Annotated in this window: 13 protein-coding genes and 3 pseudogenes; 8 read left to right on the forward strand and 8 right to left on the reverse strand. The window is 65.1% G+C overall.

The annotated features are described in order from the left end of the window. Positions 1-23: 23 nt before the first annotated feature. Entirely contained in the window at positions 24-290 is a 267-nt protein-coding gene (locus HG549_RS25015; protein WP_170033707.1) for an accessory factor UbiK family protein, read from the forward strand. Beyond that, positions 291-644 carry a gamma-glutamylcyclotransferase family protein gene (locus HG549_RS25020; RefSeq protein ID WP_170033709.1) on the forward strand — a complete coding sequence of 118 codons (354 nt, stop codon included), beginning with the start codon at positions 291-293 and terminating at the stop codon, positions 642-644. On the opposite strand, the pseudogene HG549_RS25025 reads toward HG549_RS25020, so the two are convergent. After that, positions 598-2,644 (reverse strand): annotated as a pseudogene (locus HG549_RS25025) (DUF4034 domain-containing protein). The gene HG549_RS25020 and the pseudogene HG549_RS25025 sit on opposite strands and share 47 nt — an antisense overlap. 252 nt (positions 2,645-2,896) lie before the next feature. On the opposite strand from HG549_RS25025, the gene HG549_RS25030 reads away from it, so the two are divergent. Beyond that, a complete protein-coding gene (locus HG549_RS25030; protein ID WP_170033713.1) occupies positions 2,897-4,387 on the forward strand; it encodes a YifB family Mg chelatase-like AAA ATPase in 1,491 nt (496 codons plus the stop codon). Positions 4,388-4,454: 67 nt separating this feature from the next. On the opposite strand, the gene HG549_RS25035 is transcribed toward HG549_RS25030, so the two are convergent. The 3 genes from HG549_RS25035 to HG549_RS25045 form a co-directional block, all read right to left on the reverse strand. Then, positions 4,455-4,883, reverse strand: coding sequence for a DoxX family protein (locus HG549_RS25035; protein ID WP_170033715.1), 429 nt, complete (start codon positions 4,881-4,883; stop codon positions 4,455-4,457). Positions 4,884-4,989: 106 nt separating this feature from the next. Then, the gene (locus HG549_RS25040; RefSeq protein WP_170033717.1) at positions 4,990-5,358 is read right to left on the reverse strand and encodes a response regulator transcription factor; all 369 of its coding nucleotides are present in this window, start codon (positions 5,356-5,358) and stop codon (positions 4,990-4,992) included. Beyond that, positions 5,355-6,347, reverse strand: a complete 993-nt coding sequence (locus HG549_RS25045; RefSeq protein ID WP_170033719.1) for a response regulator — start codon at positions 6,345-6,347, stop codon at positions 5,355-5,357. Before HG549_RS25045 ends, HG549_RS25040 begins: the two co-directional genes overlap by 4 nt. A 239-nt stretch (positions 6,348-6,586) precedes the next feature. Between HG549_RS25045 and HG549_RS25050 the strand changes: the two genes are divergently transcribed. Next, positions 6,587-11,635 carry an ATP-binding sensor histidine kinase gene (locus tag HG549_RS25050; RefSeq protein WP_170033721.1) on the forward strand — a complete coding sequence of 1,683 codons (5,049 nt, stop codon included), beginning with the start codon at positions 6,587-6,589 and terminating at the stop codon, positions 11,633-11,635. A gap of 140 nt (positions 11,636-11,775) precedes the next feature. On the opposite strand, the gene ycaC (HG549_RS25055) is transcribed toward HG549_RS25050, so the two are convergent. Beyond that, positions 11,776-12,402, reverse strand: coding sequence for an isochorismate family cysteine hydrolase YcaC (gene ycaC / locus HG549_RS25055; protein ID WP_170033724.1), 627 nt, complete (start codon positions 12,400-12,402; stop codon positions 11,776-11,778). Between the two features lie 72 nt (positions 12,403-12,474). Next, the gene (locus tag HG549_RS25060; RefSeq protein ID WP_170033726.1) at positions 12,475-12,837 is read right to left on the reverse strand and encodes a helix-turn-helix domain-containing protein; all 363 of its coding nucleotides are present in this window, start codon (positions 12,835-12,837) and stop codon (positions 12,475-12,477) included. A gap of 181 nt (positions 12,838-13,018) precedes the next feature. On the opposite strand from HG549_RS25060, the gene HG549_RS25065 reads away from it, so the two are divergent. Continuing rightward, positions 13,019-13,996 carry a GlxA family transcriptional regulator gene (locus HG549_RS25065; protein WP_170034342.1) on the forward strand — a complete coding sequence of 326 codons (978 nt, stop codon included), beginning with the start codon at positions 13,019-13,021 and terminating at the stop codon, positions 13,994-13,996. 237 nt (positions 13,997-14,233) lie between these two features. Further along, entirely contained in the window at positions 14,234-16,021 is a 1,788-nt protein-coding gene (locus HG549_RS25070; RefSeq protein WP_170033729.1) for a monovalent cation:proton antiporter-2 (CPA2) family protein, read from the forward strand. A 521-nt stretch (positions 16,022-16,542) separates the two neighbouring features. Here HG549_RS25070 and ycaC (HG549_RS25075) read toward each other — a convergent pair. Continuing rightward, positions 16,543-17,172: an isochorismate family cysteine hydrolase YcaC gene (ycaC, locus tag HG549_RS25075; protein WP_170033731.1), complete on the reverse strand. Its 630-nt coding sequence runs from the start codon at positions 17,170-17,172 to the stop codon at positions 16,543-16,545. A gap of 273 nt (positions 17,173-17,445) precedes the next feature. Here ycaC (HG549_RS25075) and HG549_RS25080 point away from each other — a divergent pair, with 273 nt between their 5' ends. Then, positions 17,446-18,357, forward strand: coding sequence for a LysR substrate-binding domain-containing protein (locus tag HG549_RS25080; RefSeq protein WP_170034344.1), 912 nt, complete (start codon positions 17,446-17,448; stop codon positions 18,355-18,357). Here the strand turns inward: HG549_RS25080 and HG549_RS26110 are convergent. After that, a pseudogene (locus HG549_RS26110) lies at positions 18,318-18,755 on the reverse strand (YbfB/YjiJ family MFS transporter); the annotation flags it as partial. The gene HG549_RS25080 and the pseudogene HG549_RS26110 sit on opposite strands and share 40 nt — an antisense overlap. Here HG549_RS26110 and HG549_RS25090 point away from each other — a divergent pair. Then, a pseudogene (locus HG549_RS25090) lies at positions 18,756-19,247 on the forward strand (LysR substrate-binding domain-containing protein); the annotation flags it as partial. Positions 19,248-19,317: the final 70 nt, after the last annotated feature.

Consider the following 19,317-nt stretch of genomic DNA (forward strand, 5'->3'; position numbering starts at 1 on the left):
CAGTATCAGTGGACAGCCGAACCATGCTCGCGCCCAAAGCCCTCCTCGACGCCCTGAGCGACCAGGCCTCGCGCCTGTTCAGCAGCGATACCGCCCAGCCCCGTGCCGAACTGGAAAGCCAGTTCAAGGTGCTGATGCAAGGTGCCTTCAGCAAGCTGGACCTGGTCAGCCGCGATGAATTCGACAGCCAGATGGTCGTGTTGGCGCGCACCCGTGCCCGCCTCGAAGCCCTGGAACAACAAGTAGCCGAGCTGGAAGCACGGCTGAACCCGACCCCACAGGACAAGTGAATGCAGCCCTCCAGCGCATACCCGGTACTGCTGTTCTCCTACGGCACCTTGCAGGACAAGGCCGTGCAACTGGCCAATTTCGGCCGCGAGCTGACTGGCCAGGCCGACCGGATGCCTGGCTACCGGCAGGACTGGGTCGAAATTACCGACCCGGCCGTGCTGGCGACCAGCGGCAAGTCCCACCACCCCATCGTGTCCCCCAGCAGCCAGGCCGACGACAGCGTCGCCGGCATGGTCTTCCAGATCAGCGAAGAAGAGCTGGCGGCTGCCGACCGCTATGAAGTCGCTGACTACAAGCGCATCGCCGTCACCCTCGCCTCGGGCCTGACTGCCTGGGTCTACGTGCGCGCCTGAACCCCACCAGGCTGCACCGTTCACACGGGCGGCAGCTCGCTGGCGTGCAGGGTGCCGCGGAACAAGGCCGCACCGCACTGGGTGAACAAGGTCTTCACCCGGTTGCGTGAATTGAGGATCTCGGCCTGGATTTCGCCGATGGCCGAATCCCCCGGCTGCAAGGTGGCGGCCCGGTTCACCCATTCGATGGCGGCAAAACGGCTTTGTTTACGGGTGCCGCGCCCCTGCATCCAGGCCAGCCCCAGCTCGGCGCTGGCGCGCCCGGCAATCCATGGGTCGGGGTGCTCGACCAGGCTCAGCAGGTAGGCGACCGCCTCGGCCCGCTCCTGCGGCTCGCCAAACTGACGTAACAAGATCCCCAGGTGCAAGCGCGCTTGTGCATTGGTCTGCGCGTTGCCCAGCGCGTCGTCCAGCAAATGCCGGACCGCCAGCATGGCATCGCGATCGTTGAGGTCTTCATCGCCCTCCATGCGCAGACGGGCCAGTTCGTACTTGGCGTGCCGGCTGCCCGCCTCCACGGCGCGCTGCAGCCAGTGCCGGGCCGCCTCGTCATCCAGGTATTGCTCAGGGGTGTCGCCCAGCTCGCCGTGATACAAGCCGTACAGTGCAAGGGCTGCCCCCGGCAGGTTCAGCTCGGCAAAACGCTCGTACAGATAGCAGGCCACTTCATGCCGGTTACCTGACCACAGCAGTCGTGCCGCGTCGAGCACTCCGAAACCCGGCGCCCGGCCCGCACGCTGGCGCTTTACCGCAATCTGTACCCAGGCTTTGGCCTGTTCGTCGGAACGTGGCAAGCCCCACAGGCCGAAGCGGTGCCCGGCGGCACGCAATGCGCAGGCCGCTGCATGCGAGCGGCCCTCGCACAGCTGCTCGATGGCACTGCGTAACAGCTGCTTTTCATCGGTCATGCCGTTCAGCAGTATGAGTTCGACCAGACAGCGAAAAGGGGCTCCCATGGCCGGAATGGCCGCAAGATCAGCCTGGCACGCCAGGCTCGCGGCGATGTCACGCATGCCGCCAGAAGGGTCTTGCAGCACCCGGCTGTACAACGCCCCGCGCCAGCCCAGCAGGACGGCACGCTCCCTGGGCCTCAGCGGGCGCTGCGACCAGGCTTCGAACAGCTGCTGCCACTCGGCAATGGCTTGCAATTGGTCAGCATGGGGCAGCGTCAGCCGCTCTTCGACAGGCATCCAGCGCAGCGCATTACGCATGGTCTCGTCCCACGCTTCGCACAGCGGACCATTGGCCAGCAACTCGATCGCATCCGGGCTGGTACCCGGTCGAGGCTGCAGGTAAATAGCCAAGGCCTGAACCGCCTCGAAGCAACCGGGGCGCGCAGCCAGGGCATGGCGCAACCAGTAATAGCGAGGGTCCTGGCTTTCGCGCTCGGCTCGCCAGCCCAGGCATGCTGGCAATGCCTGCGGCAGTTCGGCCAACGGCTGCAACCCGTGCCTCACCAGAATCGGGGCCACGGCCTCTTGCACTTCCACATCAGCGTGAGCGCTGGGCCGGTAGCGCGCCGGCTGCCCTTGGAACAGTTCGGCCAGCCAGCCCGGCTCACGAAACCGGGCACAGACATGCAGCATGCCAATGGCTGCCGCCACGGGCTGGGTGGAGCGGCCCATGGCCCGTAGCAGGTGCGCGGTCGCGGTTTCGCAGATCTGCTCGACGGCCAGCGCACGCGCCGCGTTGTGCCTGCCACTTTCCTGCACCTGGCAAGCCCGCTGGAAGCAGTGAAAGCCCATCACCACCTGGGGGTGATAAGCCTTGGGGCAGGCGTCGATCCACGCCTTGAGCACCTGGCTCAGGGCCCTGTCACCCTGGCAGTCCAGGTCGGTCAGCAGATGCCCTTCGACAGCTGCCAGGTAGAGGGGAAATTCACCGGGCGGGGCTTGCCGCCATTGCCCTTCGAGGGTGTCGAAAAAGCGGTTGAGTTCAACGAATGCGTTGGCCTGCACCAGGTCGCGGATTACCTGTCGCGTACGGGATAGCGTTTGCACGAGAGCACCACCTCAAGTCCATTTGAAGGAAGCTGCGGTGCCATCCCATGGCAACCGCTGTTGCCCAACAACACTAAGCCATACCTGGCACTTGCGCAAAGTAATTGGATCCATTCTCTGCAGCGCATCAAAGTCCGCAACAAAACCTGCCTCGCAAAACCCGGAAGCACACTTCCTGCGCTGGCCTGCAGGGTGCCCGCTATGCTTGCAAAGCCGCAGGAAGCGGCCTTTTCCAGCGACAACGGAGCGTCCATGTCCCTAGCCCTCGTCCATAGCCGCGCCCAAGTGGGCGTACAGGCACCAGCGGTCAGCGTCGAAACTCACCTGGCCAATGGTTTGCCCCATCTCACCCTGGTCGGCCTGCCGGAAACCACGGTCAAGGAAAGCAAGGACCGGGTGCGCAGCGCCATTGTCAATTCCGGGCTGAACTACCCGCCGCGGCGCATCACCCAGAACCTTGCGCCCGCCGACCTGCCCAAGGATGGCGGGCGTTACGACCTGGCCATTGCCCTGGGCATCCTGGCCGCCGATGGCCAGGTGCCAACGGCGCCGCTAACCGAACTTGAATGCCTGGGTGAACTGGCTTTGTCTGGCAAGCTGCGCCCGGTTCAGGGCGTGCTGCCCGCAGCGCTGGCAGCACGCGATGCAGGCAGGGCGCTGGTGGTGCCGCGGGAAAATGCCGAGGAAGCCAGCCTGGCTGGCGGGCTGGTGGTGTATGCGGTGGGGCATCTGCTGGAACTGGTCGCCCACCTGAACGGCCAGGTACCACTGCCGCCCTATGCCGCCAACGGCCTGATACTGCAACAACGTCCCTACCCGGACCTCAGCGAGGTGCAAGGCCAGCTGGCGGCCAAGCGTGCATTGCTGTTGGCGGCGGCCGGGGCGCATAACCTGTTGTTCACCGGGCCACCCGGCACTGGCAAGACCTTGCTCGCCAGCCGCCTGCCGGGGCTGCTGCCGCCGCTGGACGAGCACGAGGCGCTGGAAGTGGCTGCGATCCGCTCGGTGAGTGGCCATACACCGCTGAGCAGTTGGCCGCAGCGGCCCTTTCGCCATCCGCACCACTCGGCCTCCGGTCCGGCGCTGGTCGGTGGCGGCAGCCGACCGCAGCCGGGCGAAATCACCCTTGCCCACCATGGTGTGCTGTTTCTGGATGAGCTGCCGGAATTCGAACGGCGGGTACTGGAAGTGCTGCGCGAGCCCCTGGAATCCGGCGAGATCGTGATTGCCCGGGCCCGCGACAAGGTGCGCTTCCCCGCCCGGTTCCAGTTAGTGGCGGCAATGAACCCGTGCCCTTGCGGCTACCTGGGCGATCCATCCGGGCGCTGTCGCTGCAGCACCGAGCAGATCGCGCGGTACCGCAACAAGCTGTCCGGGCCGTTGCTGGACCGTATCGACCTGCACCTGACCGTGGCCCGCGAGAGCACCACGCTGAACAACCAGCCTTGCGGTGAAACCAGTGCCGACGTCGCCGCCAAGGTTGCCGAGGCACGGGATGCCCAGCAAAGACGGCAGGGATGCGCCAATGCGTTTCTCGACCTTGAGGGGCTGCGCCGTAATTGCGGACTGGCAGCGGCAGACCAGGCCTGGCTGGAGAGTGCGTGTGAACGGCTGACCCTGTCGTTGCGCGCGGCGCACCGCTTGCTGAAGGTGGCGCGAACACTGGCCGATCTGGAAGGTAGCCAGGCAATTGGCCGGGCGCACCTGGCCGAGGCCCTGCAGTACCGGCCGGGGAGCAGTTAGCCTGTCAGGGCTGCGCTTTACCTGTGGGGCTTGCCGGCGATAGGCCGCAAAGCGACCACAACATCCGTCAGGCAACCTTGCTCCGGCAGCAAAGCCCGGCAACCGAATAGGCTCCCGGCCCGGTCAAGGCAAGCCCGCCATAAAGGGTCACCAGCAACCAGGCGAACTGCCCCTGCTCCAGCGTCCAGTCCGGGTGCACCACCACCAGCGCTATCAGCAATACCGCCAGCACCGGCAGGCAAGCCAGGCGTGCGGCCACCCCCAGCATCAGCAGCAGTGGGCAGACCACTTCGGCAAATACTGCCAGCCCCAACGTCAGCGATGCGCCCAGGCCGAAGGGGTCCTCAATGCGCTGCAGCTCTGCGCTCCAATTCAACAGTTTGGGCAGGCCATGGATGAACAGCAGCAGCAAGGCGGCCATGACCCGCAGGAACAACAGGCCGCTGTCGGTCAGGCGTGGCGATGGGGCATCAAGGAAAGGCTTCAGGCGAGGCATGACTCTGGCTCTCTGGTCGATCAGCCCGGGAGCATTGCGCAGCGCCAGGTAAATTGATTGTGCAGATGTGCTGGGTCGACTGCCGTATTGGTGCGGAGCCCGCGCATCACCGGCTACCGGCGAGTGCCTGTTCTACCGCCTTGAGCAACACCTCTTCAGAAAACGGCTTGCCCAGGCAGGCCAGCGCCCCCTGCCCCATCGCCGCCTGCACCGAGCCATCATCCCAGTGCGCCGACATGCAGATCACCGGCAAACGCCAGCTCCGCTGCGCCAGCTCACGCTGTACCTCCAGCCCGCTCATGCCCGGCATCTTCAGGTCCAGCAACACACACCCCGCCTCGCCCGCCAGTGGCGATGCCAGGAAGGCTTCCCCCGCGGCAAACGTCAGGGTCTCGAAGCCCGCCGAACGCAGCAGGTTGGCCAGGCTTTTACGCACCGACGCATCGTCGTCGACGATGCACACCCCTCTGCTCATGCGCCGCCCAGGCCCTCAGGTCGTGCTCCGAGGACGTTGTGCATGGCCACCAGCTCAACGAGCGAGCGGGACTGCATCTTGTTCATGATGTTCTTCTTGTGCACCTTGGTGGTCACCTCGCTGGTGCCGATCTGCCGGGCGATCTGCTTGTGGGACAAACCGCCGACCACCAGCGAGAACACCTGGCGTTCACGCTGGGTCAGGCGCTGGTACTTTTCCTCGACCTGCCGCGCGTGGTGCCACTTGCGTCCCTCGGTCACGGCACGGCTGCGCACCGCCTGCAACAGGGTCAGCAACTGGTCTTCCTCGAACGGCTTGGTCAGGAATTCCACCGCCCCGGCACGCATGGCCTGGACGGTCATCGGGATGGTGCCGAAACCAGTCATGAACACGATCGGCCAGGGCAACGCCAGCCGGCGCAGTGCCTCCTGTACCTCCAGGCCGCTGGTGCCGGGCAGGTGCATGTCCAGCAGCAGGCAGGCACAGGGCGTTTCCAGGCAGGCTTCGAACAGCGCCTCGGCACTGGCAAACAAGTGATGCGGGATGTCCTGCGAGCGCAACAGGCGGCCCAGAGCAGTGCGCACCGACGGGTCGTCATCCACGACCAGCACCGGCACCTCCAAGCGCTCACCAAGCGGCTCGACGGTCTCGGCCACGCTGCGCAGCAATGCCTTGCTCATCGCCTGGCCTGGCACTTCGAGGCTGATTTCGGCGGCCAGGCGATAACCCCGACGCGGCACGGTCTGGATCAGCCCACGGTCAGCAAAGGCCTTGCGCAGCAAGGACACCTGTACCTGCAGGTTATTGTCCTCGACCACCGTGCCGGCCCACACCTGGCTGAACAGCTCTTCCTTGCCGACGACCCGGCCGTTGGCCCTGATCAAAGTGGCCAGTACCTCGAACGCACGCCCACCCAGCAGGATCGGCTTGCCGTCGACAAAGACTTCGCGCCGCTCCAGCGACACCTGGGCATTGCCTATTCGGATCATGGCTTCCTCGCGCGGGCACGGGCGTTTTCGCTGCCTGGGCAGCCTAGGCCAGCGTACGCGTTCAGACAATTATCCCGAGGGATAGGTTGGCTTGAGGACTATACAAAAGCCCGCCAGCCCCAAGGGGACGATAACGGACAACAGCGTGCCCGTTCCTGCCAAGCAAGCTGCAACCCGCATCCTTGCTGGGCTCGCTGCGTATACTCGCGCCTCGGGATGTCGCTAGCAGGGGGTGCTCTATGCTCGATGAACGCCTTGCCCACAGGCCCATCGATTACGACCAGTCAATCGATGAGGGCTGGCTGAACCGATGCGAGATCAGCGCACTGGGCCAGGAAGGTGAGCTCAGTTACTTCCGCCTGCGCGACCCGGCTACCCACCAGGCCTGGATCGCCGTGCGCGCCCCGCTCGAGGCCCCCACTGCCTGCCAGCGCCTGGAACGTGACTACCGCCTGCAACTGGACCCGCAGTGGGCGGTGATCCCGTCGGCATTCGTGCGCTCGGCCGAAGGCCCGTTGCTGGTGTATCCGGCTGGCCGCTCAGTCGCCGACCTGATCGCTGAAGGCCCCGTGGCGCTGACGCCGTTTCTCGACATCGCAGTGAATGCGGCGCATGCACTGGCGCTGGCGCACGAACGCAATGTACTGCACGGTGCGCTGCAGCCCGAGCATGTGTGCCTGCGTGCCCAGCAGCGGGTGCGGCTGGGCTTCTTTCGCGCCGACCCGGCACAGCGGATCAGCGAACAGGGTACCCCGCCCGGCAACTGGGCCTACCTGGCACCGGAACAGGTTTGCCCGCACGGTAGCAGCAGCGACCGCCGCAGTGACATCTATGCCCTGGGCGCAATCCTCTACCAGCTATTGCTGGGCGAGCTGCCGCTGGCCGGGCGCGACACCCAGCACTGGCGCCAGTTGCATGCCGGCGTACAGCCACGGGCAGCCTGCGATGTAAACAGCGACGTGCCACACCCCCTCAGCCTGATCCTGGCCAAGGCCTTGGCCAAAGAGCCGGACGCCCGTTACCAGAGCGCGCGCGCCCTTGCAGTGGACCTGGCTCACTGCCAGCGGCAGTGGGCCGCCACGCAAGCCATAGCGCCCTTCACTCCAGGCTGCGCCGACCCGGTCGCGCCCAGCCGCGCACGCCTGTATGGTCGCAGCGCCGAACAGCAAGCCATCGCCCTGCTGCTCAAGGCCATGCGCCGCGACAGCAAGCCACAGGTACTGCTCGTCAACGGTGCTGCCGGCATGGGCAAGTCGAGCCTGGTCGAAGCCGCACTCAAGGCCGACGTCGAGGGCTACCGGGCCGTCGGCAAATGCAACAGCCTGGCCCAGGCCGTGCCCTACACGCCCTGGGTGGAAATCCTCGGTGCGCTGACCACCCAGTTGCTGGCCACCAACAGCCAGGACCTCGACACCCTGCGTCGCGAGATCCTGCGCCGCATCAAAGGCCATGGCCGCCTGCTCGGCAAACTGGCGCCGGACCTGCAACTCATCCTCGGCCCGCTGCCCCAACTACCGGCCAAGCTCACGCGCCTTGCGCTGCACAAGGAATTGCACGCGATCGTCGAATTCCTGCAGGTGTTCAGCCGCCCTGGGCAACCGCTGGTGTTGTTCTTCGACGACCTGCAATGGGCCGACGACGCCAGCCGGCAACTGCTGGCCCAACTGCTGGCTGACGCGCCCGATAACCTGTTGCTGATTTTCGCCCGCTGCAACGACGCGCCCGCCAGCAGCGCGCCGCTGGCCATACCCGCAGCGCTGCGCAGCACCACGCTGAGCCTGCAGCCGTTGGCTGTGGAGGCGGTGACCGAGCTGATTGGCGAGCGCTACCACGTCGCCACCGCGGACGCGTTGCCGCTGGCCGAACGGGTGCACGACAAGACCGCCGGCAATCCGTTCTTCATCAACCAGATCCTCAAGGCCATGGTCGAAGACCACCTGTTCACCTTCGACACCCAGGCCATGCGCTGGTCGTGGTCCCTGCAGGCCGTGGCCCGACACTGCTACGCCGACAATGTCGCCGACCTGATGGTGCAGCGCCTGGCGCGCCTGCCGGCAGCGCAACGCGAGCTGTTGCGGGTCGCCAGCGCGGCGGGCAGCCGCTGCGATGAACGCCTGCTCCGGCAGGTGCTCGCGCAGCCGCCAGGCGAACCGTTGAAAGCCTTGATTGGCGCGGGTTTCCTGCAACCGGGCCAGAACGGCCTGAGCTTCACGCATGACCGCGTGATGGAAGCCGCTTACGCGCTGACCGCCGAGCACGAGCGCCCCTCGCTGCATGCCCGCATTGCCCTGGCCATGCGCGAGGCTTGGCCAGGGTACCTGCACGAGGTGCTGTTCGAACTCGCCAGCCAGCTGCAACGCTCCAGCCCATGCGGGTTTGCAGCGGATGACTGCGAAGCGTTCCTGCAGCTTTTACGCGAAGCCGCAGCACGCGCACGCGACGGCGGCGCCTTCGAGCAAACCGCTGACTATCTGCACACCGCCGAGCAGTTGCTGCACCACTGTGCCTCGCGGGAAAGCCGCGCCACGCATGGCTTTGCCATCGCCTGCATGGCGACCGAGTGCGATATCCAGCTGTCGCGGACGGGCACCGCCGAGGCGCGCCTCACCGAGTGCCGCCAGCGCGCACGCTCGTTGCTGGACCAGGCGCGAGCGTGCCGGCTGCAGGCGCTGCTGCAAACCCTGCGCGGCGACTATCAGGCGGCTATCGACAGCGCCCTGTCCGGCCTGGACTTGCTGGGTATGAGCCCGGTACGGGGCGTCGATTGGCAACAGGTCGAGGCCAGTCATGCCCAGGTACAGGCTTTGGTCGAACAACAAGGCCGGCATTGCCTGGAATCGCTGCCGCGCACCGACTCGGAGGAGGTAACGGTTGCGATCAGCCTGCTGGCCACGCTGTCATCATCGTTTTTCGTGAAGGACGACATCTGCTTCCTGCACCTGGCCAAACTCATGGAGATATCGCTGCTGCACGGCGTTGCCCCAGGCAGTACCTACGGCATGGCCTGGTATGGGGTAATGATTGCCGAGCGGTTCGGCGCTTACCATGACGGCCATGCCTGCTGCCTGGCCGCGCTCAAGCTGATCGAACGGCACGGTTTCGAGGCTGACTTGACCAGCGTGCTGCTGGCCCTGGACCAGGTCAGCGCCTGGACTTCGCCCATGGAGTTCGCCCGCCGCACTGCGCTGGATGCGGTCGATTCGGCGCGCCTGAGCGGCGACCTGGCAATGAGCTGCTATGCCTGCAACCACCTGGTTTCCGACTCGCTGTTCATGGGCCGCTATCTGCCGGAAGTGATCGACGAAGTGGCGCAAGGCCTGGCCACCGTGCGCCGCCACGGCTACCGCGATGTCGAACAGATCCTGCAGGCCCAGCAAGCGTTCGTCGCCACCCTGAGCGGCATGCCCTGCCCGGCCTCGGCTAGCCCGTCGAAATCGCCCACCACGCGGTTCTTCCAGCACCTGTTCAGCGGCATGGGCGCCTTCTACATGGGCAATATTGCGCAGGCCATGCGCAACCTGGCACTGGCCGCTGACAACGCGTGGGCAGCACCGGCGCATATCAACCTGGCCGACTACCACTTGTTCCGCGGCCTGGCCCTGGGCAGCCCGGAGGCACCCGGCTGCCTGGCCGACAAGCTGCGCGAGCTGCAGGCCGTGCGTGAACGCTTCAGCCGTTGGGCCGGATTCAACCCGGCCACCTTCCGCAACAAGCTGCTGCTGGTCGAAGGCGTGATCGCCAAGCTCGAAGGCGACGGCCTGGCCGCGATCCGCTGCTTCGACCAGGCGCAGATCGCTGCCACCGCCGCCGGTTTCATCCACGAGCAGGCGCTGGCCCATGAACAACTGGCCGAGGTGTGCATCCCCAGCGGCCTGATTTCCGGCGCCAACCTGCACCTGCGAATCGCCCGCGACTGCTTCCATATCTGGGGCGCGACCGGCAAGGTGCACCAGCTGGAGACGTTGCACCCGTTCCTGCGCACCCAGCCAATCCAGGAGACCTATCGCGCCACCCAGCAGGCCAAGCTGGACCTGGAAGCCGGCATCGAAGCCGCGCGCGCGCTGTCCGAGGAAGTGCTGCTCGAAGGCCTGATCGAAACCCTGATGGGCCACCTGACCCAGCACTCCGGCGCCGATCATGGTGCGTTGCTGATCGTCAGCGGCGCCGAGTTCCAGATGGCCGCCCTCGCCTACATCGACGATGACGGGTTGCACGTGAGCATGGACAATTGCCAGAAGTTCATGACCCAGGCGCCGCTGTCGGTCATCAACGCCACCATGCGCACCCGCAAGCCGCTGGTGCTCAACGATGCGCTCAGCGATTGCCCGGAGGCCTTCCGCCAGCAATTGCAGGCGCGCAATGCCCGCTCGGTGCTGTGCCTGCCACTGGTAATCCAGGGCGTGCTGATCGGCCTGGTGTACCTGGAAAACCGCCTGGTGCCGAACCTGTTCGGCAGCCAGCGCCTGGCCATGCTGGAAATCCTCGCCTCACAGGCAGCGGTGTCGCTGCAAACCGCCAAGTTCTATACCCGCCTGGCCGAAGACAACCAGACCCGCGCCCAGATGGAAGCCGAACTGCGCCGCTCGCGGGCCGAGCTGGCGCGCAGCGCGCACCTGCAGGTGATGAACGAGCTGTCGGCATCCATCGCCCACGAAATCAGCCAGCCGCTGCTGGGCATCGCTTCCAACGCCGCAGCCAGCCTGCGCTGGCTGAAACGCGCCAAACCCGACCTGGAAGAAGCGATTGCCGGCCTGGAAGACATCCGCAATGACAGCGAACGGGCCGCCAACATCGTGCGGGCGCTGCGGGCGCTGGCCAAGCAGTCGCCGATGCAACTCAAGGCGGTGAAGCTGGACGAGCTGATCCGCGAGGTGGTGCGCCTGACCTCGGCCGATGCCACCAGGAGCCGGGTCGACGTGCAGACGCAGTTGCAGGCCGGGGTGTGCGTGATGGCAGACCCGGTGCAGTTGCAACAGCTGGTATTCAACCTGATCACCAATGCCCTGGAGGCGTTGGCGGGGTATCGCAGCGATGGGCTGCTGCGGATTGCCTCGGCGCTGGTCGAGGATGGCGTGGAGATCTGCGTGGACGACAACGGGCCGGGGATCGCTGCGGACGAGCGCGAGCGTGTCTTCGATGCGTTTCATACCACCAAGACCGGTGGCATGGGCATGGGTTTGGCGATCTGCAGCTCGGTGGCCCAGGCGCACGGCGGGCAGTTGCAGGCGCTGGTATCGCAGCTGGGTGGCTGCCGGATTCGTTTCACCCTGCCGGTGAATCCTTCCTAGGCTCTGTACGAAAAGTCTTGAGACGCAGGTCAGGCTGTTTTCAACGCAGCATGAACAAGTATCAAGGCTTTTCGTACAGAGCCTGGCCTGTACCGGCCCCTTCGCGGATAAACCCGCGATGGGGCCGGCGCAGGTCTACATCAACGCGAGCTCAAGGCCGCATAGCTGTTCATCAGGTTGCGGTAGTTGGGGATGCGCTGCGACAGCAGGTTGCCCAGCCCTTCGATGTCGTTGCGCCAGTCGCGGTGCAGCTCACAGGCCACCGAGAACCAGTTCATCATCTGCGCACCCGCCTGGGTCATGCGCACCCAGGCTGCCTGCTGCACGGTCTCGTTGAAGGTGCCCGAGGCATCGGTCACCACGAACACTTCAAAGCCTTCCGCCAGCGCCGACAGGGTCGGGAAAGCCACGCACACATCGGTCACCACACCGGCGATGATCAGCTGCTTGCGGCCAGTGGCCTTGATTGCCTTGACGAAGTCTTCGTTGTCCCAGGCGTTGATCTGGCCTGGGCGGGCGATGTACGGCGCGTCCGGGAACATTTCTTTCAGCTCGGGCACCAGCGGGCCGTTCGGGCCTTGCTCGAAGCTGGTGGTGAGGATGGTCGGCAGGCCGAAGAACTTGGCCAGGTCGCCCAGCGCCAGCACGTTGTTCTTGAACTCGTTGGGCGAGAAATCCTGTACCAGCGAGATCAGGCCGGTCTGGTGGTCGACCAGCAGCACCACGGCGTCGTCTTTGTTCAAGCGCTTGTAATCGGGTTGGCTCATGGGGGTGACTCCTTGGGTTGGGATAACGGGCCGGCACTCTCCGCAGGGGTTATACCGGCGGATAGCTTTGGCTTAAGAAAGTACCTGCGCCTGACGCCAGGCCTTCGGCGGCTGGCCGACCAGACGGCTGAAGGCGCGGGTGAAATGGGCCTGGTCGCAAAAGCCGCATTCCAGGCTCACGTGGGTGATGGGCGCCTCGGTGGCGAGCAGGCGCTTGGCCTTTTCCATGCGCGCCAGCAGGCGCCAGGCCTGGGGCGACAGGCCGGTAGCTACTTTGAACGCGCGGGAGAAATGGCTGCGGGTGAGGTTGCATACCGCGGCGATCTCGATGATCGACAACGGGCTGTGCAACATCAGTTCCTTGGCCCGGCGCAGCCGCGCGGGCGTTAGTGCGCCGGGGGTTTGCAGCGGCGCTTCGGGCGTCCCAGGGTGCATGGCGACTCTCCTGTTCAATGGCAGGAAGTCTCGCCCCCGGCGCATGACAAAGTCCTGAGCCAAACCTGAATTGTTGTTAATTGTGCGCTGCTGGCCCAGGCTGTTTTGCCGATACTTTAAGATGCGTTTCGTATTCAGCTTCCGGCCGCTGCCAGTGGCCGGCATTCAAGGCGAAAGAGGCATGCAGGAAAAACCCGCCCACCGCACCGTGGCCATGGTGCTGTTCAACGATATGTTGCTGCTGGATGTCACCGGCCCCATGGATGCATTCGCCATTGCCAACCGGTTCCTGCCTGCAGAACGGCAGTATCGGCTGCTGACCTTGGCCGAGGGACCAGCAGCGGTGCGTGGCTCATGCGGCCTGAAAGTGCTGGCTGACCGGCGCCTGGAAGACCTGCCGGAAGCCGTCGACCTGCTGCTGGTGCCAGGCGGCCCGGGGGCCTATGACATCGCCCTGCCCGGGATCGAGCGCTGGCTGCCCCAGGCCGTGCGCCGGGCCAGGCGCTTCGGCGCCATCTGTACCGGCGTGTTCCTGCTGGGGCGGGCCGGGCTGCTGGATGGCTATCGCTGCACCACCCACTGGAACTACGTGGAGCGCCTGGCCCAGGCGTTTCCCCAGGCCAAGGTCGAAACCGAGCAGATCTATGTGATCGACCGCTGCCTGATCACATCGGGCGGCATCACCGCAGGTATCGACCTGGCACTGGCGGTGGTCGCCGAAGATCACGGCAAGGCGCTGGCCCTGGACGTGGCCAAAGTGCTGCTGGTCGCCCGTCATCGCCAGGGCGGGCAGACGCCCTATGGGCCGTTGCTGGCGGCAGTGCCGCGGGATGACTCGCCGATTGCCCGGGTACAGGCATACATCGTCGACCATATCGAGCAGGCGTTCACCGTGCAGAAGATGGCCGACCTGGTGGCCATGAGTGGGCGCAACTTTGCCCGCACGTTCCAGCGCGAGGTGGGCATCACGCCGTTGCAGTACCTGCAGAACGCGCGCATCGACCGCGCGCGCAAGTTGCTGGAAGGCAGTGACCTGCCGTTGAAGGTGGTGGCAGCACGGTGCGGGTTTGGCAGCGACCGGCACATGCGCAAGGTGTTCTGTGAACGGATTGGCATGACGCCGGCGCAGTATCGGGCACAGTTTGGTGGCGGTGAATAGTCGGATCTGCGCTGCCTTCTTCGCGGGCACGCCCGCTCCCACAGCGATAACACCGGCCTCAGGGGCAGTGTTGTACCTGTGGGAGCGGGCGTGCCCGCGAAGAGACCACCACAGGTTGTCACCTGTACCGGGACAATGTTTCTCCCCAATAGCAGATTGTCCGACTCCATCACAACCCCCAGAATTGTCCGCCAAACTGGTCTAATGCTGCCCCGGCAGCTCATGGAGTACGAGCCAATGCCACATGAAGGCAGCCTTCTACAAACCGCCGTGATCTTCCTGCTCGCCGCAGTCCTCGCCGTGCCCCTGGCCAAACGCCTGCAATTGGGTGCCGTACTCGGCTACCTGCTTGCGGGGGTGATCATCGGCCCGCAGGCACTCGGCCTGATCCGCGATACCGAAAGCGTGGCGCACATTTCCGAACTGGGCGTGGTCTTGCTGCTGTTCATCATCGGCCTGGAACTGTCGCCCAAGCGTTTGTGGCTGATGCGCAAGTCGGTGTTCGGTGTCGGTACTGCACAGGTGCTGCTGACCGGCGCAGTGATCGGCGCCATCGCCCTGTTCGGCTTCAGCCAGACGCTACCGGCAGCCATCGTGCTCGGCCTGGGCCTGGCCTTGTCGTCCACCGCCCTCGGCCTGCAGAGCCTGGCCGAGAGCAAGCAGCTCAACGCGCCACACGGCCGCCTGGCGTTCGCCATCCTGTTGTTCCAGGACATTGCCGCGATCCCGCTGATCGCCCTGGTCCCGCTGCTGGCCGCCAGTGGCCCGGACACCAGCGGTGGCGACAGCCTTGGGCACGGCCTGAAGGTGTTCGCCAGCATTGCCGTGGTCATCGTCGGTGGCCGTTACCTGCTGCGCCCGGTATTTCGCGCCGTGGCCCGCACGCGCCTGCCGGAAGTGTCCACGGCCACCGCATTGCTGGTGGTGATCGGCACCGCCTGGCTGATGGAACAAGCCGGTATCTCCATGGCCCTGGGTGCGTTCCTTGCCGGCCTGCTGTTGGCCGATTCGGAGTACCGCCACGAGCTGGAATCGCAGATCGAACCGTTCAAGGGCCTGCTGCTGGGGCTGTTCTTCATCAGCGTCGGCATGGGGGCCAACCTGCGCCTGCTGCTGGAGATGCCGTTGGTTCTGCTGGGCCTGACCCTGTTGCTGGTGGCGGTGAAGCTGGTGCTGCTGATCGGCGTCGGCCGTCTGGCGGGTGGCCTGAGCAGTGCCAGTGCGCTGCGCCTGGGCATGGTGCTGGCCGCAGGTGGCGAGTTCGCCTTCGTGGTGTTCAAGCTGGGCAAGGACCAGGGCCTGTTCGATACCCAGACCTACGACCTGCTGTTGATGACCATCACCCTGTCGATGGCGATTACCCCGCTGTTGATGATTGGCTGCGCCCGCGCCCTCAAGCGCCCGCCAGCGGTGCGTGAAGTGCCTGAGCAGTACAAGCAGATCCAGACCGACACGCCACGGGTGGTGATCGTCGGCATGGGCCGCATGGGCCAGATCGTCGCGCGCATCCTGCGCGCCCAGAAGATCCCGTTCATTGCCCTGGAAACATCGGTGGACACCATCGAGATGACGCGCATGTTCGAACAGGTGCCGGTGTTCTACGGCGACCCGCTGCGGCCTGAGGTGCTGCATGCGGCCAAGGTGGGTGAGGCGGAGTATTTCATCATCACCATCGATGATCCGGAGGCCGCCATCCATACGGCAGAGCGGGTCAAACGCCTGTACCCGCACCTGAAAGTGCTCGCCCGAGCGCGTAACCGCCAGCATGTGCACAAACTCGTGGATGCCGGTGCCGAACCGATTCGCGAGACGTTCTACTCCAGCCTCGAGATGACCCGCCGGGCATTGGTGGGGTTGGGCTTGAGCGACGAACAGGCGGCAGACCGCATCGAGCGGTTTACCCAGCATGACGAAGAGGTGCTGGTGGCCCAGGGGCAGGTGCGCGATGACCGGGCCAAGGTGATGCAGACGGCCAAGGAGGCGCGGGTGGAGTTGGAGCGGTTGTTTGCTTCGGATGCGGATTGAGGCAGGTACAGCGAAACGACAAGAGGGCCTAGGCCCTCTTTTTGTTTTTGGAATTCAGAGGGCAGGCGAGGTGCCTGGCGGGTTGTTGAGTCAATGCTACCAGGCGCATGCCTTGAGGTTTTCAGTGTCTGTGAGATCGAGCGCCGCCCGCGCGGCGCATCGCGGATAAATCCGCTCCTACATCTGTTTCGGGCCAGTACCTCCTGTCAGGTCACCGGTGTCCGCCTTGTTTGTCCCATTCGTAATCGAAGGCATCGCTGCTGCCGCTTTACCTATCTCCCGCCATGCGCCAAGGGTGCGCGCGCCAATGGTGCAGGAATAACTGGCCCGAAACAGATGTAGGAGCGGATTTATCCGCGATGCGCCGCGCGGGCGGCGCTCGATCTCACAGGCACTGCAAATCTCGAGGCGAGCCCTTGGCGGCCCTGGTACGCCATCAAGGCAGGCACATTGCAGCCATCCACAGACAAAAAAGCCGACCCCGCAATCGGGGTCGGCCTTTTGAACCAGAATCCTTGCTGTTACTTACCCGCAGTCAGCGCGTTATAGCTGGTAATCAGATTGCGATAGTCCGGAATATGGTTGGAGCACAGCGCCGCCAGCCCTTCAATGTCGTTGCGCCAGTCGCGGTGCAGTTCACAGGCCACGCCGAACCAGGTCATCAGCTGTGCACCGGCCTGGCTCATGCGGTCGTGGGCGGCGTCGCGGGTCATGGAGTTGAAGGTGCCAGATGCGTCGGTCACCACGAACACTTCGAACTCTTCTTCCAGGGCCGACAGCGCCGGGAAGGCCACACAGACCTCGGTCACCACGCCGGCGATGATCAGCTGCTTCTTGCCGGTGGCCTTCACTGCCTTGACGAAGTCTTCGTTGTCCCAGGCATTGATCTGGCCTGGGCGGGCGATGTACGGGGCGTCCGGGAACAGCGCTTTCAGCTCGGGTACCAGCGGGCCGTTGGGGCCTTGCTCGAAGCTGGTGGTGAGGATGGTCGGCAGGTTGAAGAACTTGGCCAGGTCGGCCAGCGCCAGCACGTTGTTCTTGAACGCGTCCGGCTCGATGTCACGCACCAGCGACAGCAGGCCTGCCTGGTGGTCGACCAGCAGGACAGCGGCGTCGTCTTTGTTCAGGCGGTTGTAGGTGAATTTGCTCATGGTCTGTGCTCCCAAAGGTTTATGAATTTTTCAGCATTTCGAGATGTTTCGCGTTGATGGGCACAGATTAAAATCACCACCGTTAGGGCGGTAGATAGCAGAATTTGGCTTTAGCGTTCTAATTTATGAACGATGGATTTGCTGTGCCGGCCCTTCGCGGCTGAAGCCGCTCCTACAGGGATCGCGCCGGATCTGGACCTGCGCCGCGCCTGTGGGTGCGGCTTCAGGCGCGAAGGGGCCAGCACAGGCAACCACATGCCTGGAGACCGATCATTGGAAGACCTCAACTCGCTCTACTACTTCACCCAGGTAGTCGAGCATGGCGGTTTCGCCCCGGCCGGGCGGGCGCTGGACATGCCCAAGTCAAAGCTCAGCCGGCGCATCGCCGACCTTGAAGACCGCCTGGGCGTGCGCCTGCTGCACCGCACCAGCCGCCATTGTTCGCTCACCGAGATCGGCCAGGCCTACTACAACCGCTGCCTGGCCATGCGCGTGGAAGCCGAGGGCGCGGCGGAGATCATCGAACGCAACCGCAGCGAACCGCGCGGCCTGGTACGCATCAGCTGCCCGACGACCCTGCTCAACTCCTGGGTCGGGCCGATGCTGACCCGCTACATGCTCAAGTACCCGCAGGTGGAACTGTTCATCGAGAGCACCAACCGCCGCGTCGACCTGCTGCACGAAGGTTTCGACATCGCTCTGCGGGTGCGCTTCCCGCCACTGGAAAACACCGACATGGTGATGAAGGTGCTGAGCAACAGTACCCAATGCCTGGTCGGCCAGCCGCAGTATCTGGAGCAACTGCCCAAAGGCTTCGACCCGCAACTGCTCGGCACGCTGCCCAGCCTGCACTGGGGCAGCGCCCAGCGCGAATACCACTGGGAGCTGTTCCAGGGCGAGGACACCAGCCACAGCATCGTCATCCCGCATACGCCCCGCATGGTCACCGACGACCTGTTCGCACTGCGTCATTTCGTGGTCGCCGGCGTGGGCATCGCGCACCTGCCACGGGTGGCGGTGCGCGAGGACCTGGTGGCCGGGCGGCTGGTGGAGCTGTTGCCGGGTTGGCACCCGCGCTGCGGCATTGTGCACGCGATCTTCCCGTCGCGGCGCGGTTTGCTGCCCTCGGTACGGGCCTTGATCGATCACCTGGCCGAGGAGTTCGCCATCAGCGACATGGCTTGATTGTCCCGGACCAGCATGTCCACCAGCAGTGCCAGCACCACGGCAGTGGCCGCCACGGCAAACAGCACGCCGTAGTGGCCACCGCTGGCGGCGAACAGCGCCGAATAGGCGTAGCCGGCAATGGCCTGGAAGCTGGCGAAGGACACCGTAGCACGGCTCCAGGTGGCATTCTGTCGGGCATGCCCCGGCACCAGTTGATGGACCCGCGCCAACGCCAGCGGCACGATGCCGGGCGGGAACGAGCCGATCAACAGCGCTGCGGCCCCCAGCAGGCGCAAGTCGTGGCTACCCAGCAACACAGCCAGGGCAGCCAGCTGTGCCAGCAACACCCAGCGGATGCCGGCACGCGCCCCCAGATGATCAGCCAGCAACCCGTAGAGCACCGGGCCGGCGATCGCCAGTTGCAGGCATCCACGCAAATGCTCAACCTCAGCCAGCGCGAAGCGGATATTGCCGTGCGCACGCAAAAACCGGACAACCCGGAGCTGGTGGTGCGCCGGCTGGCGCGCTGGCACAGTGGCCTGTTCGCCTCACGGGATTATCTGCAGCGCTTTGGCGAACCCGCGCCAGGCAGCAGGTTTGCCGGGCATGAGCTGGTGGTCTACCAACCTTATCTGGACAGCGGCAAGGAGGTGATGCTGGCCGGTGAGCCGATCGCGCGCGGGCGGATTGCCATGACCTGCACATCGGGGTTGATGGTGCGGCGGGCATTGGCCAGCGGGCTCGGGCTGGGCGAGTTGCCGGTGCCGCTGGGCGAGCGGGAGGGGTTGCAGCAGGTGTGGGCGCACGGCAAGCCTTATGACATCTGGCTGGTGACCCATCAGGATGTGCGGCGTACGGCACGCGTGCGGGCGGTGATCGAAGCTATCGTGCAGGCTTTCGCTGACTAGCCGACTTGCCTTCCAGCACACCCTTACAAGACCGCTGGCCTATGCTTCAGCCATAGTCCCGGATCATCCC

Source organism: Pseudomonas sp. SK, assembly GCF_012975065.1.
GTDB lineage: Bacteria > Pseudomonadota > Gammaproteobacteria > Pseudomonadales > Pseudomonadaceae > Aquipseudomonas > Aquipseudomonas anuradhapurensis.

Excerpts from the sequence above, each read along its gene's own strand:
- HG549_RS25065 (WP_170034342.1), top strand. The coding sequence starts at position 13,019 with ATGCAGGAAAAACCCGCCCACCGCACCGTGGCCATGGTGCTGTTCAAC.
- ycaC (WP_170033731.1), bottom strand. The coding sequence starts at position 17,172 with ATGAGCAAATTCACCTACAACCGCCTGAACAAAGACGACGCCGCTGTC.
- HG549_RS25040 (WP_170033717.1), bottom strand. The coding sequence starts at position 5,358 with ATGAGCAGAGGGGTGTGCATCGTCGACGACGATGCGTCGGTGCGTAAA.
- HG549_RS25015 (WP_170033707.1), top strand. The coding sequence starts at position 24 with ATGCTCGCGCCCAAAGCCCTCCTCGACGCCCTGAGCGACCAGGCCTCG.
- HG549_RS25035 (WP_170033715.1), bottom strand. The coding sequence starts at position 4,883 with ATGCCTCGCCTGAAGCCTTTCCTTGATGCCCCATCGCCACGCCTGACC.
- HG549_RS25060 (WP_170033726.1), bottom strand. The coding sequence starts at position 12,837 with ATGCACCCTGGGACGCCCGAAGCGCCGCTGCAAACCCCCGGCGCACTA.
- HG549_RS25020 (WP_170033709.1), top strand. The coding sequence starts at position 291 with ATGCAGCCCTCCAGCGCATACCCGGTACTGCTGTTCTCCTACGGCACC.
- HG549_RS25045 (WP_170033719.1), bottom strand. The coding sequence starts at position 6,347 with ATGATCCGAATAGGCAATGCCCAGGTGTCGCTGGAGCGGCGCGAAGTC.
- HG549_RS25030 (WP_170033713.1), top strand. The coding sequence starts at position 2,897 with ATGTCCCTAGCCCTCGTCCATAGCCGCGCCCAAGTGGGCGTACAGGCA.
- HG549_RS25070 (WP_170033729.1), top strand. The coding sequence starts at position 14,234 with ATGCCACATGAAGGCAGCCTTCTACAAACCGCCGTGATCTTCCTGCTC.
- ycaC (WP_170033724.1), bottom strand. The coding sequence starts at position 12,402 with ATGAGCCAACCCGATTACAAGCGCTTGAACAAAGACGACGCCGTGGTG.
- HG549_RS25050 (WP_170033721.1), top strand. The coding sequence starts at position 6,587 with ATGCTCGATGAACGCCTTGCCCACAGGCCCATCGATTACGACCAGTCA.